At 73.7% G+C, this 15,587-nt stretch carries 8 protein-coding genes; 6 read left to right on the forward strand and 2 right to left on the reverse strand.

Features of this window, described 5'->3' with window-relative positions:
- The first annotated feature begins 101 nt into the window (after window positions 1–101).
- The 5 genes from QRX60_RS21455 to QRX60_RS21475 are packed head-to-tail and all read left to right on the forward strand — an operon-like array spanning window position 102 to window position 11,842.
- Complete coding sequence (locus QRX60_RS21455) at window positions 102–5,852, forward strand: type I polyketide synthase (RefSeq protein WP_286002544.1); 5,751 nt, start codon at window positions 102–104, stop codon at window positions 5,850–5,852.
- The gene (locus QRX60_RS21460) at window positions 5,846–9,682 is read left to right on the forward strand and encodes a beta-ketoacyl synthase N-terminal-like domain-containing protein (RefSeq protein ID WP_408630243.1); all 3,837 of its coding nucleotides are present in this window, start codon (window positions 5,846–5,848) and stop codon (window positions 9,680–9,682) included. The genes QRX60_RS21455 and QRX60_RS21460 overlap by 7 nt, the downstream gene beginning before the upstream one ends.
- Window positions 9,679–9,969, forward strand: coding sequence for an acyl carrier protein (locus QRX60_RS21465; RefSeq protein WP_286002546.1), 291 nt, complete (start codon window positions 9,679–9,681; stop codon window positions 9,967–9,969). Before QRX60_RS21460 ends, QRX60_RS21465 begins: the two co-directional genes overlap by 4 nt.
- Window positions 9,957–10,733 carry an alpha/beta fold hydrolase gene (locus QRX60_RS21470; protein ID WP_286002547.1) on the forward strand — a complete coding sequence of 259 codons (777 nt, stop codon included), beginning with the start codon at window positions 9,957–9,959 and terminating at the stop codon, window positions 10,731–10,733. The genes QRX60_RS21465 and QRX60_RS21470 overlap by 13 nt, the downstream gene beginning before the upstream one ends.
- Complete coding sequence (locus tag QRX60_RS21475) at window positions 10,730–11,842, forward strand: glycosyltransferase (protein WP_286002548.1); 1,113 nt, start codon at window positions 10,730–10,732, stop codon at window positions 11,840–11,842. The genes QRX60_RS21470 and QRX60_RS21475 overlap by 4 nt, the downstream gene beginning before the upstream one ends.
- A 146-nt stretch (window positions 11,843–11,988) precedes the next feature.
- Here the strand turns inward: QRX60_RS21475 and QRX60_RS21480 are convergent, their stop codons facing one another.
- Together QRX60_RS21480 and QRX60_RS21485 are read right to left on the reverse strand one after the other, a co-directional pair.
- A complete protein-coding gene (locus tag QRX60_RS21480) occupies window positions 11,989–12,822 on the reverse strand; it encodes an ABC transporter permease (protein ID WP_286002549.1) in 834 nt (277 codons plus the stop codon).
- Window positions 12,819–13,754: an ATP-binding cassette domain-containing protein gene (locus QRX60_RS21485; protein WP_286002550.1), complete on the reverse strand. Its 936-nt coding sequence runs from the start codon at window positions 13,752–13,754 to the stop codon at window positions 12,819–12,821. Before QRX60_RS21485 ends, QRX60_RS21480 begins: the two co-directional genes overlap by 4 nt.
- Before the next feature lie 254 nt (window positions 13,755–14,008).
- Here QRX60_RS21485 and QRX60_RS21490 point away from each other — a divergent pair, with 254 nt between their 5' ends.
- Window positions 14,009–15,556 (forward strand): DUF6801 domain-containing protein, encoded by a 1,548-nt coding sequence (locus QRX60_RS21490; RefSeq protein WP_286002551.1) that lies wholly within the window; start codon window positions 14,009–14,011, stop codon window positions 15,554–15,556.
- The last annotated feature ends 31 nt before the right edge of the window (window positions 15,557–15,587 follow it).

Consider the following 15,587-nt stretch of genomic DNA (forward strand, 5'->3'; position numbering starts at 1 on the left):
TTTCGCAGCCTAGCACGAGTATTGCTTTCCGGGTGCTCGGTGCGTTATTCCTGGAATCGGTTCGGTGAAGATCACCCACCCCGCTCACAGGAGGTCCGCCGATGGCCGAACTCGTCCCGCCGTCGCACGCCCGACGGCTGCGGTGCCTGGGCTTCGGCGACCCCGGCGTGGTCGCCGCGGTCGCGCGCGGCGGCGGCCTCGGGGTGCTCGACGGTGCCGATCCGGCCGCGCTGCGGCTGGTCGCGGCCGCGGTCCGGGTGCCCTACGGGGTGCGCACGGACGGTCCGCTGCCCGAAGGCGCGGCCTTCGCCGTCCGCACGAGAGCGCCGTGGGCGGGAGCGCTCGCCGAGGTCGCGGACCTCGCCGTGGCGGCCGAAGCGGTGGACGGCGGCGCGCTCGGGTTGGTCGCGCGCGGTGGTGAGCTGAGCGATTTCGTGCTGCTGCAACAGTTCTTGACCGCCTTCGACGTGCCGGTGTGGGGAACCGCCGCCGGGCCGCGCACCGCGGTCGGTGCGCTCGCCGGCGGCGCGGCGGGCGTGGTGCTGCCGGCCGCGACGGAAACCGGCGTGCGCCGGGTCAGCGGCGCCGGAGTCCCGGCGGCCGGGCTGGGCACGCGGCTGTGCCGGACGCTGGGCAGCGCGCTCCCGGTCGTCCAGGGACCGATGACGCGGGTCAGCGACCAGCCGGGGTTCGCGGCCGCGGTCGCCGACGCGGGCGGGTTCCCCTTCGTCGCGGTGGCCACGGCGAACGGCTCGCGCACCACGGAGCTGCTGACCGCCACCGCCGAACGCCTCGGCGGCCGGCCGTGGGGTGCGGGCATCCTCGGCTTCGTGCCCGACGGCCTGCTGGCCGAGCAGCTCGCCGCGATCCGCGCGGTGCGGCCGCGGTGCGTGCTGATCGCGGGCGGGAAACCGGGGCAGGTCAAGGCATTGGAGGCCGAGGGGATCGCGACGTTCGTGCACGTCCCGTCGCCGATCCTGCTCGGCCAGTACCTCGACGCCGGGGTCCGCCGGTTCGTCTTCGAAGGCGCCGAATGCGGCGGGCACGTCGGCCCGCGGTCGAGTTTCGAGCTGTGGGAGGAACAGCTGGCCGTCCTCGGCGCGGCCGAGGACGTCGAAGTGCTGTTCGCGGGCGGCATCCACGACGCCCGGTCGGCTGCCATGGTCACCGCGATGGCGGCGCCGCTCGACGCCGTCGGCGTCCTGATGGGCACCGCTTACCTCTTCACCGAAGAAGCCGTGACCCACGGCGCGATCACCGCCCTGTTCCAGGAGCGCGTGCTCGCCGCCGACGCCACCGTCACGCTCGAGACCGCGCCGGGTCACCGGACGCGGTGCTTGCCGAGCCCGTACACGGCGGAGTTCGAGCAGGTCAAGGCCAGTCTGCGCGACGTGCCCGCCCAGGAAGCGTGGCAGCGGCTGGAAGAGCTGAACACCGGACGGCTGCGCGTCGCGAGCAAGGGCGTCCGGCGCGACGGTGAGCGCCTTGACGAACAAACCCAGCTCGCCGAGGGGATGTACCTGGCCGGCCAGGTCGCCGTGCTGCGCGACCGCCGGACGACGGTCGCCGGGCTGCACGCTGACGTGACTTCCGGGAAAACCTTTGCCCGGCGGGAAGAACAGGCAGTGTCTCCGGAGTCCGGGGACATCGCCGTCATCGGGATGGCCTGCACCTTCCCGGGCGCTCCCGACCTCGAAGCCTTTTGGTCGAACGTTCTGCGCGGCGAGGACGCGGTCACCGAGGTCCCGCCGCAGCGCTGGGACCCGGAAGTCTACTTCGGACAGTCGACGTCGAAGTGGGGCGGGTTCCTGCCACCGCTGGACGTCGACCCGCTCGACCACGGCATCCCGCCGTCCGCGATGGGCCGCATCGACCCCGCGCAGCTCGTGTCCCTGGAGACCGCGCGCCGGGCCCTGGCCGACGCCGGGTACGGCGAGCGCGACTTCGACCGGGAGCACACGAGCGTCGTGTTCGGCGCGGAGGCGGGCGGTGACCTCGCCAACGCCGGCACGCTGCGGTCGCTGCTCGACGGCTACTTCGAGGAGGTGCCGCCCGAGCTGCTCGCCCAGCTGCCCGAACCGACGGAGGACACGTTCCCCGGCACGCTCGCCAACGTCATCTCCGGCCGGATCGCCAACCGGCTCGACCTCGGCGGCGCGAACTACACGGTGGACGCCGCGTGCGGGTCGTCGCTGGCCGCGCTCGACCTCGCGGCGAAGGAGCTGCGCGCCGGGACCAGTTCGCTGGTGCTGTGCGGCGCGGTCGACCTGCACAACGGCATCCACGACTACCTGATGTTCACCTCCGCCGGCGCGCTCTCGCCGACCGGCCGCTGCCGCCCGTTCGACGCGGCCGCCGACGGGATCGCGCTGGGCGAGGGCGTCGCGTGCCTGGTGCTGAAGCGCCTGTCCGACGCCGAGCGCGACGGCGACCGGATCTACGCCGTGGTCAAGGGGGTGGGCGCGGCCAGCGACGGCAAGGCTCTGGGGTTGACCGCGCCGCGTCCGGAAGGGCAGCACCGGGCGCTGGCACGGGCCTACCGCGACGCCGGAGTGTCCCCTGTGGACGTCGGGCTGGTCGAGGCGCACGGGACGGGCACAGTGGTCGGCGACGCGACCGAGCTGCGGACGTTGACGGAGTTCTTCACGTCGTCGGGTGCCGAGCCGGGGAGCTGCGCGCTGGGGTCGGTGAAGAGCCAGATCGGCCACACGAAGTGCGCGGCCGGGTTGGCCGGCCTGATCAAGGCGGCGCTGGCGCTGTGGCACGAGGTCGTGCCGCCGACGCTGCACCTGAGCCGGCCGAACGCGGCTTGGGACGCGGCGACGAGCCCGTTCACCTTCACGACGGCGGCGCGGCCGTGGCCGGACCCGGCCCGGCTGGCGGGGGTGAGCGCGTTCGGCTTCGGCGGGACGAACTTCCACGCGGTGCTCGGCGCGGGACCGGTGGCTCCGGACCGGCGGCACGGTCCGCGGGACTGGCCCGCCGACGCCGAAGAGATCCTCCGTGGCGTCCGGAAGAGCGACGAGGACCCCGGCAAGGTCGCCTTCCTCTTCCCCGGCCAGGGCAGCCAGCGCACCGGCATGCTCGCCGAGCTCTTCGTGCACTTCCCCGAGCTGGCGGACCTGCTCGACCTGGCTCCCGACGTCGCCGCGAAAGCGTTTCCCCCCAACGCCTTCGACGTCGACACAGCCGACGCGCAAGAACGAGCCCTCACCGACACCCGCGTGGCCCAGCCCGCGCTCGGGCTGGTCGAGACCGCCGTGGCGAGACTGCTGGAGCAGGTCGGGGTCCGGCCGGACTTCCTGGCGGGGCACAGCTACGGCGAGCTGGTCGCGCTGTCGGTCGCCGGTGCCTTCGACACCGAAACGCTGCTGAGGCTGAGCCGGGCCCGCGCGAAGGCCATCGCCGACGTCGCCCGGCCCGGCACGATGGCCGCCGTGAAGGCGTCGCGGGACCTCCTCACCCCGACCCTCATCGGCCCGGATGTCGTGATCGCCAACCACAACGCGCCCGAGCAGGTCGTCCTTTCCGGGCCGGCGGCGGCCGTCGAACGCGCGATCCGGCGACTGCGCGAGACCGGCGTCGCGGCCCAGCGGATCCCGGTCGCCTGCGCCTTCCACAGCCCGCTGGTCGCCGAAGCGGGTGACCTCTTCGGCAAGGAACTCGCGCGGGAGTCCCTCGGGCCACCCCGGTGGAAGGTGTGGGCGAACCGCACCGCGAAGCCGTACGGAGACGATATCGGAAGCGAACTCGCGGCCCAGATCGGCGCGCCCGTGCGGTTCCTCGACCAGATCGAAGCCCTGTACGACGCCGGCGCGAGGACGTTCGTGGAGGCCGGGCCCGGCCGGGTGCTCACCCGGCTGGTCGGGGAGATCCTCGGCGACCGCCCGCACACCGTCGTCGCGTGCGGGCCCGACCTGAAGGGGTTCCTGACCGCGCTGCGCACCCTTGCGCGAGCCGGGGTCGACGTCCGCACCGAGCGGCTGACCCGGCCGAAGCGTCCCGCACCGTCCCCGACCGCCTGGGCCGTCGACGGGCGGTCCGTCCGCGCGCCCGGCGCCGAGGCTCCCGCCCTGCCCCCGGCCCGACGAATCCCCGCAAAACACCGGAGTTCTGCCATGACTCAGCCCTCTCCCGGCCGCGACCAGGCGGTCGTCGACTTCCTGCGCACCACCCGCGAGCTCGTCGCCGCCCAGCGGGAGGTCATGCTCGGCTACCTCGGCAGCGCGCCCGCCTTCGCTCCCGCACCCGCGCCGGTCGTGCTCGAGGAGCCCGTGGTGCTGCCGGAACCCCAGCCGGAGCCGGTGGCCGAAGCGCCCGCCGACGTCCGCGGCACGGTGATCGGCGTGATCAGCGAACGCACCGGCTACCCGGCCGAGATGATCGCCGGCGACCTCGACCTCGAAGCCGACCTGTCGATCGACTCGATCAAGCGCACCGAGATCGCGGGCACGCTGCTCTCCCGGCTGGGGCTCCCGGCCGACGACCGCACCGACCAGCTCAGCCGCGACCGGACCGCCGACGCGCTGGCCGCGCACCTGGAGAGCTGGCTGAACCCCACCCCGGCGGCGGCCGTGCCCACGCGGTACCGGCTGGAGCGGGTGCCCGTGCCGCTGGACCCGGATCCCGGGCGGCTGCGGGGGAAGACCGTGGCGGTGCCGGACGACGCCGTGGGAGCCGCGTTCGCCGCGGCCGGCGCGGAGGTCGTCACCGGGGACGCGGACATCACCGTGCTGCTCGCCCGGGACCTCACGGAGGTGTTCACCCGGCTGAAGACACTGCGGGGGACCGTCCTGGTGGCGGCGGAGCCGGACGCCGTGGCCGGCCTCCGGGGCCTGGTGCGGTCGGCCGCCTTGGAGCGCGACGGCGTGACGCGGCTCGTCGAAGTCGCCCAGGACGTCGCGAAAACCCTGGTGGACGAGGCCCTCAGCGACGGCCCCTCGGTCGTCGGCCACGACGACGCCGGCCGCTTCACGATCGAGCCGCGGCCGGCGGACCTCCCGTCGGTCGCGTACTCCGGCGCCGGCCCGGGCGGCGGCGAACTCGCCGCGCTCGGCCTCGGCCCGGACTCCGTCGTCCTGCTGGTCGGCGGGGCCCGCGGGATCACCGCCCGCGCGGCGGTCGCGTTCGCCGCCTCCGGCTGCCGGCTCGAACTCGCCGGGCGGACGCCGTGGCCGGGCGAACCGGACGACCTGCCCGAGGACGCCACGGCGATGCGCGCGGTGCTGGCCGGCCGCGGTGGCTCGGTCGCCGAGATCGAACGTCGCGTGCGGACCGTGCTGGCCCAGCGCGAGATCGGCCGCACCCTCGACGAGATCCGCGCCGCGGGCGGGAACGCGGGGTACACCGCGCTCGACGTGCGTGACCCGGACGCCGTGCGGCGCCTCGTCAAGAACCTGCCCAGCCGGCTCGACGGCGTCGTCTTCGCCGCCGGGGTCATCGACGACAAGCTCATGGCGGACAAGGACGAGGCATCGTTCCGGACTGTGTACGAGACCAAAGTGGACGGAGCGCGGGTCTTGCTCGACGCGCTCGACGCCGAGCCCGGGTTCGTCGCGTTCTTCGGCAGCATCGCCGCGGTGCTCGGCAACCGCGGCCAGACCGACTACGCCGCCGCGAACGACGCGCTGGAAGCACTCGCCAGGAACTGGCCCGGCCGGGCCGTGACCGTCCACTGGGGACCTTGGGCGCCCGCGGCCGACCACCGCGGCATGGTTTCCCCGGAACTCGCGCGCGAGTACGAGCGAAGGGAAATCAGCCTCCTCGACGCGGACGCGGGCACCGCCGCCCTGCTCCGCGAACTCGCCTACGGCACGGACCGCGCGGTGCTGTACACGGCGTCGCTGTGGTGACCCAGGAGCCGGTCGCGATCGTCGGCATGGGCGTGTTCCTGCCCGGCGCGTCCACAGTGGACCAGTACTGGCGGAACCTCGCCGAAGGCGTCGACGCCGTCACCGAGATCCCGGCGCACCGCCGGGACCCGGCGTTCCACGGGCACGACGCCACCGCGCCGGACCGGACCCACGGCCGCCGCGGCGGGTTCGCCCCCGACACGCTCGCCTTCGACCCGGTCGCCCACGGCCTCCCGCCGACGTCGCTCGAAGGCGCCGAGCCGGACCAGCTGACGGCGCTGGCCGTCGCCGTGGCCGCGGTCGACGACGCCGGTGGCCTCGGCCGGCTCGGCGACCCCGAACGCATCGGCGTCGTGCTCGGCCGCGGCGGCTACCTCTCGCCCGGGCTGCGGGGCTTCGACCAGCGCGTCCGCACCGTCCGGCAGATCACCCGCACGGTCGGCGAGCTGATGCCCTCGGCCGGGCCGGACGTCCTCGACCGGCTGCGGGCGGCGCTGCTGGAGCCGCTCGGCGAGTTCCGGCCGGAGACCGCGGCCGGGCTCGTGCCGAACCTCGCCGCGGCCCGCGTCGCCAACCGGCTCGACCTCGGCGGCCCGGCGTACACCGTCGACGCCGCCTGCGCGTCTTCGCTGGTCGCGGTCGACCAGGCGATCGGCGAGCTGATCCGGCACCGCTGCGACGTCGTGCTGGCCGGGGGCGCGCACCAGACGCACGACGACACGCTCTGGTCGCTGTTCACCCAGCTCGGCGCGCTGTCGCCGAGCCAGCGGATCAGCCCGCTCTCGCGCGAAGCCGACGGCATGCTCATCGGCGAGGGCACCGCGCTCGTCGTGCTCAAGCGGCTGGCCGACGCGCGGCGCGACGGCGACCGCGTGTACGCCATGATCCGCGGCAGCGGAACGTCGAGCGACGGGCGGGGAGCGAGCCTGCTCAGCCCGTCCGTCGCCGGCCAGACCCTTGCGCTGCGGCGGGCCTGGGACGGGCTCGACCCGGCGGAGATCGGCCTGCTGGAGGCCCACGGGACGGCCACGCCCGCCGGGGACGCCGCCGAGCTGACCACCGTCGCCGACGTCTTCGGCCAGGCCGAGGGGCCGCGGCCGGTGATCGGCTCGGTCAAGTCGATGATCGGGCACACGCTGCCGACGGCCGGCGTCGCCGGGCTGGTCAAGGTCGCGCTCGCCCTGCACCACGGGGTGCTGCCGCCGACGCTCAACTGCGCCGACCCGAACCCGCTGCTCGACAAGACCCGGTTCCGGGTGCTGGCCGAGGCCGAGCCGTGGGGTGCGCTGCCGCGCGTGGCCGCGGTCAACGCGTTCGGCTTCGGCGGCGTCAACGCGCACGTCGTGCTGGCGGCCGGGGACCCGGCGCCGAAGCGGCGGGTGCGCGTCGACGAGCCGGAACGCGTGCTGCGGCTGGCCGCGGACACTCCCGGCGAACTCCTGGACCGGCTCGACCGGTCAGACCCGGGCGAGGGTCCCTGCCGGATCGGGATCGTCGGCCCGGACGAGCGCAAGCTGGCCACGGCCCGGAAGGTGCTCGCCAAGGTGGCGGCCGAGGGCCGGTCGTGGCACGGCGGCGGCGACGTCTGGTGCTCGGTCGACCCGCTGCTGCCGGCCGGGAAGATCGCGTTCGTCCATCCGGGACTGGAAGCCGGCGCCGAACCGCGCATCGACGACGTGGCCACGCACTTCGGCCTCGACCGTCCACAGTGGTCGAGCGCGAGCGTGCTCGACCGCGCGGCGAGCGTGTCGGCGACCGGGCTGGTGCTCGACGAGGCCCTGCGGCGGCTGGCGATCCGGCCGGACGCGCTCGCCGGGCACAGCGTCGGCGAGTGGACCGCGATGCAGGCGGCCGGGATGTACCGGGCGGCGCCGGACCTCCTGGAGCGGTACTGGCCCGACGGGTTCGAGCTGCCCGACGCGGACTACCTGGTGCTGGGCTGCCCGGTCGCCCGGATCGCCGAGCTGCTGCCCGCTGGCCTGGTCGTCTCGCACGAGAACGCGACGAAGCAGACGATCGTGTGCGGTCCGCCGGATGCCGTCGCGAAGTTCGCCGAGACGTGCCGCGGTCTCGGGATCGTGGCCCGGACGCTGCCGTTCCGCTCCGGCTTCCACACCCCGCTGATGCGGCCGCACCTCGCGCCGTTCGCCCGGCTCGCCGCGGAGCTCGACCTGCGCGAGCCCACGCTGCCGGTGTGGTCGGCGACGACCGCGCGGCCCTACCCGGCCGACCCGGACGCGGTCCGCGAGCTCTACCTCGTGCACCTGATCCGCCCGGTCCGGTTCCGGGAGCTGACCGAAGCACTGCACGACCACGGGTTCCGCGCGTTCGTGCAGGTCGGCGCCGGGCAGCTCGGCTCGTACGTCACGGACACGCTCGGCGAGCGGCGGCACCTCGTCGTCGCGGCGGCGTCCGGCACCCGGTCCGGGCTCGCGCAGCTGCGCCGCGTCGCGACCGCGCTGTGGACCGAAGGCGGGAACCCGGACTTCGCGGCCCTGGAGCCACGGCGGATCCGGCTCACCACCGGGAATTCGCTGCTGTCCCTGGGGGAATCGGCTCGCGGCCTGCTCGGCGACCGGACCCTGCCGGAGCTGCCCGCCGGGGTGCCGGACGCGATCGTCGCCGAGTTCACGGCTCTGCTCACCGAGACCCGTCAGACGGCGGCGGACGTCGTCGCGGCGGCCGCGAACAGGCGGTCCGAGTCCACTGTGGACGTCTCGCTCGCCGCGATGCCGTACCTGCGGGACCACCGGTTCTTCCGGCAGCGCGAAGGCTGGCCCGACGAGTCCGACTTCCGGCCGGTGGTGCCGGCGACGACGCTGGTCGACCTCGCCTGCCGGGCCGTCGAACGCACGTGGCCGGCCGCGACGGCCGTCGCGGTGCGGGACGCCGTGTTCTCCCGGTGGCTGATCGCTTCCCCGGCGCAGCGGGTGCCGCTGTCGATGAGCCGCGAGGGCGACCGGGTGACCGTCGAGATCGGACCGTACGCGCTGCTGACCGTCGAGCTGGGAGCGTTCGCCCCGCCACCGCCCCCGGCCGGGGTGCCCGGACCGGAGACCACGCCCCCGCTGACCGCGGACGAGATCTACGCGCAGCGCGAGATGTTCCACGGGCCGGCGTACCGCGGCCTGGCCCGGCTCACCGGCCTCGGCGAGCAGCACATCCGCGGCGAGCTGGTCGTGCCGTCCGCGCCCGGCGGGCTGCTCGACAACGTCGGCCAGCTGCTCGGCTGCTGGCTGATGGCCACGCGCTCCGACGGCCTGCTCGCCTTCCCGCGGTCGATCGGCCGGCTCACCTGGCACGGGCCGGAACCCGCGCCCGGCACGCGGCTCGGGTGTCTCGTCCACGTCCGGCTGCCCCGGCCCGACGTGCTCGAGATGGACGCCGAGCTGGTGCGCGACGGCCGGGTGCTCGCGAGCATCGAGGGCTGGCGGGACGTCCGGTTCCCCTGCGACCGCGCGGCCCACCGCGTCTACGCCTTCCCGGACCGGCACCGGCTCGCCGAACGGCGGGACGACGGCTCGGTCGCGGTCACCGACCGCTGGCCCACGGTCGCCGCGCGGGACATCTACGCCGGCATCTACCTCAGCGCCTCCGAACGCGCCGAGTTCGCCGCCGTCCCGCCGCGCCGGCAACGCGGCTGGCTGCTGGAGCGCATCGCCGCGAAGGACGCCGTACGGGCGCGGCTCGCCGAACCCGTCTACCCGGCGGAGATCCGCGTCCACGACGACGGCCGGGTGTCCGGCCGCGGCCGTGAACTCCCGGACTTCGCCGTCACGGTCGAGCTGACCGGGGACACCGCCATCGCCCACCTCAGGAGCACGAAATGACCATCGACCACGCGTCCGCCGTCTTCGACGTCGTCGCCGAGCTGCTCACCGAGCTCGTCGGCGACGCCGAGGTGCTCGGCGTCGAGATCACCCCGGACACGACGTTCCACGAGGACCTGCAGCTGGAGAGCATCGACCTGGTGACCTTCGCGAGCATCCTGTCCGAGCACTTCGGCGCCGAGGTCAACCTCGCCGAATACCTGGCGGAGCAGGACCTCGACGACGTCATCGGGCTGACCGTCGGCGACATCGCCCGGTTCGTGGGGGAGCGCACGTGCCCACGATGACCGTGAACGGGCTGCGCACCAACGTGCAGCTCGTGCCCGCCGGCGGCACCGAGACCGTGGTGTTCCTGCACGGCATGGGCACCGACAGCCTGGCGAGCTTCTACCTCACGCTGGCCCCGCCGGTCGCGGCCGCCGGCATCGACGTCATCAGCTACGACCTGCGCGGGCACGGCAAGACCGAGCGGCCGGTGCGGGGGTACACGCTCGGGGACTTCGTCGCCGACCTCGACGACCTGCTGAAGCAGCTCGGCGTCGACCGGCCGGTGCACCTGGTGGGCAACAGCTTCGGCGGCACGCTCGCCTACAGCTACGCCGTGGCGAACCCGGATCGTGTGCGCAGCATCGTGTGCATCGAGTCCGAGCCCGCGACCGAGGTGTGGGCGGGCAAGATGGCCGAGATCCTCGCGCACACCGTGCGGTTCCTGCAGGTGGAGGAGAGCTTCGACTGGATCGAGGCGAACTTCAGCGCCCACCACCGGCGGCTCGCGCGGATGGCGGCCGAGCGGATCACGTCGACGAAGATGGCCGAGGAGGTCCCGCTCGGGCCGCTGCTCACGTGGGAGCAGGTGGCGGCGATCGGCTGTCCCGTGCTGTCCATCCTGGGCAGTAACGGCTACCAGGCCGACGACCTCGAAGCGCTGACGTCGGTGCTGCCGCACGGCGAGCTGCACGTGTTCGAGGGGCAGGGGCACTCGGTGCTGGTGGAGCAGCACCGAGAGGTGCGCGAGCTGGTGCTGCGCTGGATCGCGCGGCACGCGGCGTGAGGTTCCTGCTGGTCGTGCCGCCGCTGGCCGGGCACGTGGCGCCGTTGCGCGGGGTGGCCGCGGAGCTGGCTTCGCGCGGGCACTCCGTGGCCTGGTGCGGACCTGCGCCGGAACTGTCCACTTTGGTCTCCGGGCGGGTGTTCCCGGCCGGGGACTCCGGGCCGTTTTCGCCGGCGCTGCGACCCCCTGAGCTGCGGGGGTTCGCCGCGTTGAAGTACTTGTGGGAGTCGTACCTGGTTCCACTGGCCGACGCGATGGTGCCGGGGGTGGCCTCGGCGGTGGCTTCGTTCGAGCCGGACGTCGTCGTGGTGGACCAGCAGGCGATGGCGGGCGCGCTGGCGGCCGCGCGGTGCGGGCTGCCGTGGGCGACGTCGGCGTCGACGTCCACCGAACTGGCGGACCCGCTGGGGGCGTTGCCGAAGATCGCGTCCTGGGTGGACGAGCTGCAGGCGGGGCTGCGTGCACGGCACGGCGTGCTGCTCGGCGACCTGCGGTTCTCGCCGCACCTGGTGCTGGCGTTCACGACCCGGGCGTTGGCCGGTCCGTCCCGCCAGGCGGCTCCGGTGGCTTACGTCGGTCCCACGTTGCCCGCGGCTTCGGGCGAATGGTCTCTTGGAGACGATCGGCCGCTGGTCGTGGTGACGCTGGGGACGTCGAACGCTTCGGCAGGTGCCCGGTTCCTCGCCGAGAGCGTGGACGCGCTGGCCGGGATGCCTGCCGTGCAGGGGCTGGTGGTGGACCCGTCCGGTCGCCTGATCAGTGAAAGGGTCGGGCTGGCCCGGCGGATCCCGCAGGTGGCGGTGTTCGCGCGGGCATCGGTGGTGGTGTGCCACGGCGGGCACAACACGGTGTGCGAGGCACTGGCCGCCGGGGTACCGCTGGTGGTCGCCCCGATCCGCGACGACCAGTCGATGCTGGCCCAGCAGGTGGTCACGGCGTCGGCCGGTGTGCGGGTCCGGTTCGACCGCGCGAAGGCGGCGGACATCCGCAACGCGATCGAGTCCGCGGGGGCGTTCCGCCCCGGCGCGATCCGGATTCGCGAGTCGTTCGCAGTGGCCGGTGGCGCGAAAGAGGCAGCAACCCACCTGGAATCCCTGGCCGGCTTGTGATCGGGGAGCCGACACGCGTGATTGGGGAGCCGACACGCGTGATTGGAAGGTCGACACGGCGCGGGGCGGTGGCCGGGGTCGTGTCGTCGCTCCAATCACGCGAGTCGACCCTTCAATCACGCGAGTCGGCGTTCTGATCACGCGGGTTACGTGCGGGTGCGGAACGCGTGGGCGGACAGGGCGGAGCCCGCTGCCGCGGCCACCGCGGCGATCACCAACGCCGTCAAGACCGACCAGCCGATCGGGCGGGCCAGGGCCAGTGCGCGGGTCGCGTCGATCGCGTAGGTCAGGGGGTTCACCGCCGAGACCGCGCGGACCCACGCCGGCATCGTGTCCAGGGGCATGTACGCGCTCGAGGAGAACATCAGCGGGAACATCACCACGAACGACGCCGCCTGGAGCGTCTCGGCCTTGCGCAGCCACGTCGTGATCGCGACGAACACCCAGCTCAGGCACCAGCCGACCACCAGCGTCAGCAGCAGCGCCAGCCCCAGGCCGAGCACCCCGCCCGCCGGGCGGAAACCCAGGAAGACCACGCTCGCCAGCGCCGTCACCACCAGCTGGACACCCAGCCGGGCCGAGTCGGCCAGGGTCCGGGCCACCAGCACCGAGAACAGCGAGATCGGCAGGCACCGCAGCCGCCCGGTGAAGCCGCCGTAGATCTCCGCCAGCAGGCCCGCGCCCGAGCTCATCGCCGTCGTCATCGCGATGGTGACCAGCGTCGCCGGCACCAGGAAGTTCACGTAACCCTGGTACGCCGCCACGCCCGGCAGCGCCCCGACGCCGCTGAACACCTGGCTGAACAACAGCAGCAGCACCACCGGCTGCAGCAGTCCGAAGAAGACCAGCCGCCGGTCGCCGAACGCCGTCCGCAGCGAACGGGCCGCCAGTACGCGGACCTGCGTCCAGAAGCCGGATTCCGGCCAGGCCGCCGGGTCGGCGAGCGCGGCCACCGCCGCGCGGTGCCGGGCCTGCGTCACGACGCCACCGCCGTCCGGTGCAGCGAAAGGTAGACGTCGTCGAGCGTCGGCTCGGTCACCGTGAGGTCCCGCAGCGGCGCGCCGGCCGCGTCGAGCGCGCGCACCAGCACCGGGATGTCGCCCGGTCCGCTCAGCGGCACCGAGAGCACCAGCCCGGTCCGGCCCGCCGCGAGACCGAGGCGCGCCAGCGCGTCCACCGCGCGCCGCAACGCCAGTTCGGTGCCGAAGGTCAGCGTCGCCGTCCGGTTGCCGAGGCGCGCCTTGAGCTGCGACGGCGTCCCCGACACGGTGATGTGGCCCAAACCGAGGACGACGACGTGGTCGGCCAGCCGGTCGGCCTCCTCGAGGTACTGCGTGGTCAGCACGACGGTCGTGCCGCGCGCCGCGAGGCCTTCGACGACCGCCCACAGCCCGGACCGGCTGACCGGGTCGAGCCCGGTGGTCGGCTCGTCGAGGAACAGCACCTGCGGCGCGCCGACCAGGCCGGCGGCGAGGTCCAGCCGGCGGCGCATCCCGCCGGAGTAGGTGCCGGCCGGACGGTCGGCCGCGTCCTCCAGGCCGAACGACGCGATCAGCTCGGCGGCCCGCGCCTGCGCCTGCCGCGGCTTCGCGCCCAGCAGCCGGGCGATCAGCACGAGGTTCCCGCGGCCGGAGAGGGCGTCGTCGACCGCGGCGAACTGCCCGGTCACCCCGATCCGCCGCCGGACCGCGCGCCCGCGCTGCACGACGTCGTAGCCGCAGACGCGCGCGGTGCCGGCGCTCGGCCGGACGCGCGTGCTGAGGATGTCGATCAGCGTCGTCTTCCCGGCGCCGTTGTGGCCGAGGACCGCCAGCACCGCGCCGCGGGTGACGCTGAGGCTGATCCCGGCGAGCGCGGTGACTTCGCCGTAGGACTTCGCGAGGTCAGTCACGGCGATGACCGGCTGGTTCATGGCCGCTCCTTTCCCTGCCCGGAAAAAAGGTATCGGGACACGGTGTCGACGAGCAAGAAGATGGCTGCCATTCGCCGTGCGCATGACAATTTTTGCGGCCGCGGACCGTCCGCACGTGACAACCGCTGACCTGCGTGACCCTTCGCGAGGTGGCCGATCCCCTGCGCGTGACAAAGAATCAGCGGCCGCTTGTTAAGCCGGTTTTACGGAGGTACTTTTCGCTGAAATTCCCCCATTCCCCGAGGTGACGAGCCGTGAAGTTTTCGTGGAAGTCGAGAAAGCCCGCCTTCGGCCTTGCGGTCGCGACCGTCGCGGGCGTCGCGGCGACCGTCGCGCTGGTCGGGGCGGGGCCGAGCCAAGCCGCGCCGGTGAGCCTGACGCTGAACTACAACTGCCCGTTCCCGCTCATCGGGGACCAGGTGCTGACGGTGAAGATCGACACCAACCTGCCCGACGACGCCGTCGCGGGCGCGTCGTCGACGCCGATCACCTTCGACGTCGACGTCACCGTGCCGGAGACCGCGACCGAAGGCCTGGCGCTGGTCGGCGCCACGTCGCTGGACGGCTCGGCCAAGGCCGCGGCCCAGCTCAAGTACCCGGTCGACAAGACGCTGAACCTGAACCTCCCGCTGACCATCGCCTCGACGCCGGTGCCGGCTTCCGGCGCGTTCCACGTCAAGAGCAGCGGCAAGGCGCCGGCCGTGACGTTCCCCAGCCCGGGCACCGCCTCGGTGACCGTCGGGAACTTCAGCACCACGATGACCCCGCGCACCGCGGACGGCCAGCCGACCGACCTCGGCACGTTCACCTCGGACTGCGTCGCCGTCCCGGGCCAGAACCAGCAGCTGGGCACGTTCGAGATCAAGCCGGCGGGCGGCACCACGACGCCCACCACGCCGACGAGCCCGACCACGCCCACGACCCCGACGACCGAGCCGACGACGCCGACCACCGAGCCGACGACCCCGACGACGGAACCCACGACGCCGACGACTCCGACCACGGAGCCCACGACTCCGACGACGGAGCCGACCACGCCGACGACCGAGCCGACGACCCCGACCACCGAGCCCACGACTCCGACGACGGAACCGACCACGCCGACGACGGAACCGACGACTCCGACCACGGAACCGACGGCCCCGACGACCGAGCCGACCACGCCAACCACCGAGCCGACGACCCCGACCACGGAACCCACGACCCCGACGACGGAGCCGACCACCCCGACGACCGAGCCCACGACCCCGACGACCCAGCCGACCACGCCGACGACCCAGCCGACCACGCCGGGCGGCATCGACGTCAAGTACTCGGTCAAGGGCAAGTCGGCCCTCAAGCAGCTGCACGCCACGCTGCCGCTCGGCCCGGGCACCCTGGACGCCGAGCTCGACGCCGCGTCCGGCAAGTTCGGCGCCCGGCTCGCGCTGCCCAAGTCCGATGTGGACTTCCGGGTGCTCGGCTTCATCCCCGCGTCCGCGACGGTGAAGCTGAACCAGGTCGGCGCGATCAACGGCACCCTGGCCGGCGGCGCGGTCAAGGCGAACGCGCAGATGGACGTCCAGCTCACCAAGGTCCGCGTGTTCGGGTTCCCGATCCTGTCGTCGAACTCCTGCCACACGGTGAAGCCGGCCGACGTGCCGCTCGCCTCGGCGCCCGGGTTCGACCCGCTCAAGGGCGGCAAGCTGAGCGCGACGTACGGCATCCCGCAGTTCACCGGCTGCGGTTTCCTCACCGGCCTGATCACCGGCATCACCTCCGGCCCGGGCAACAAGCTGGAGGTGACCCTCACCAGGAAGTGAAGTTGTGACGCGGCGCGGAAAAACCGCGCCG

Origin of the sequence: Amycolatopsis mongoliensis (assembly GCF_030285665.1) — a bacterium.
Taxonomy (GTDB): Bacteria; Actinomycetota; Actinomycetes; order Mycobacteriales; family Pseudonocardiaceae; genus Amycolatopsis; species Amycolatopsis mongoliensis.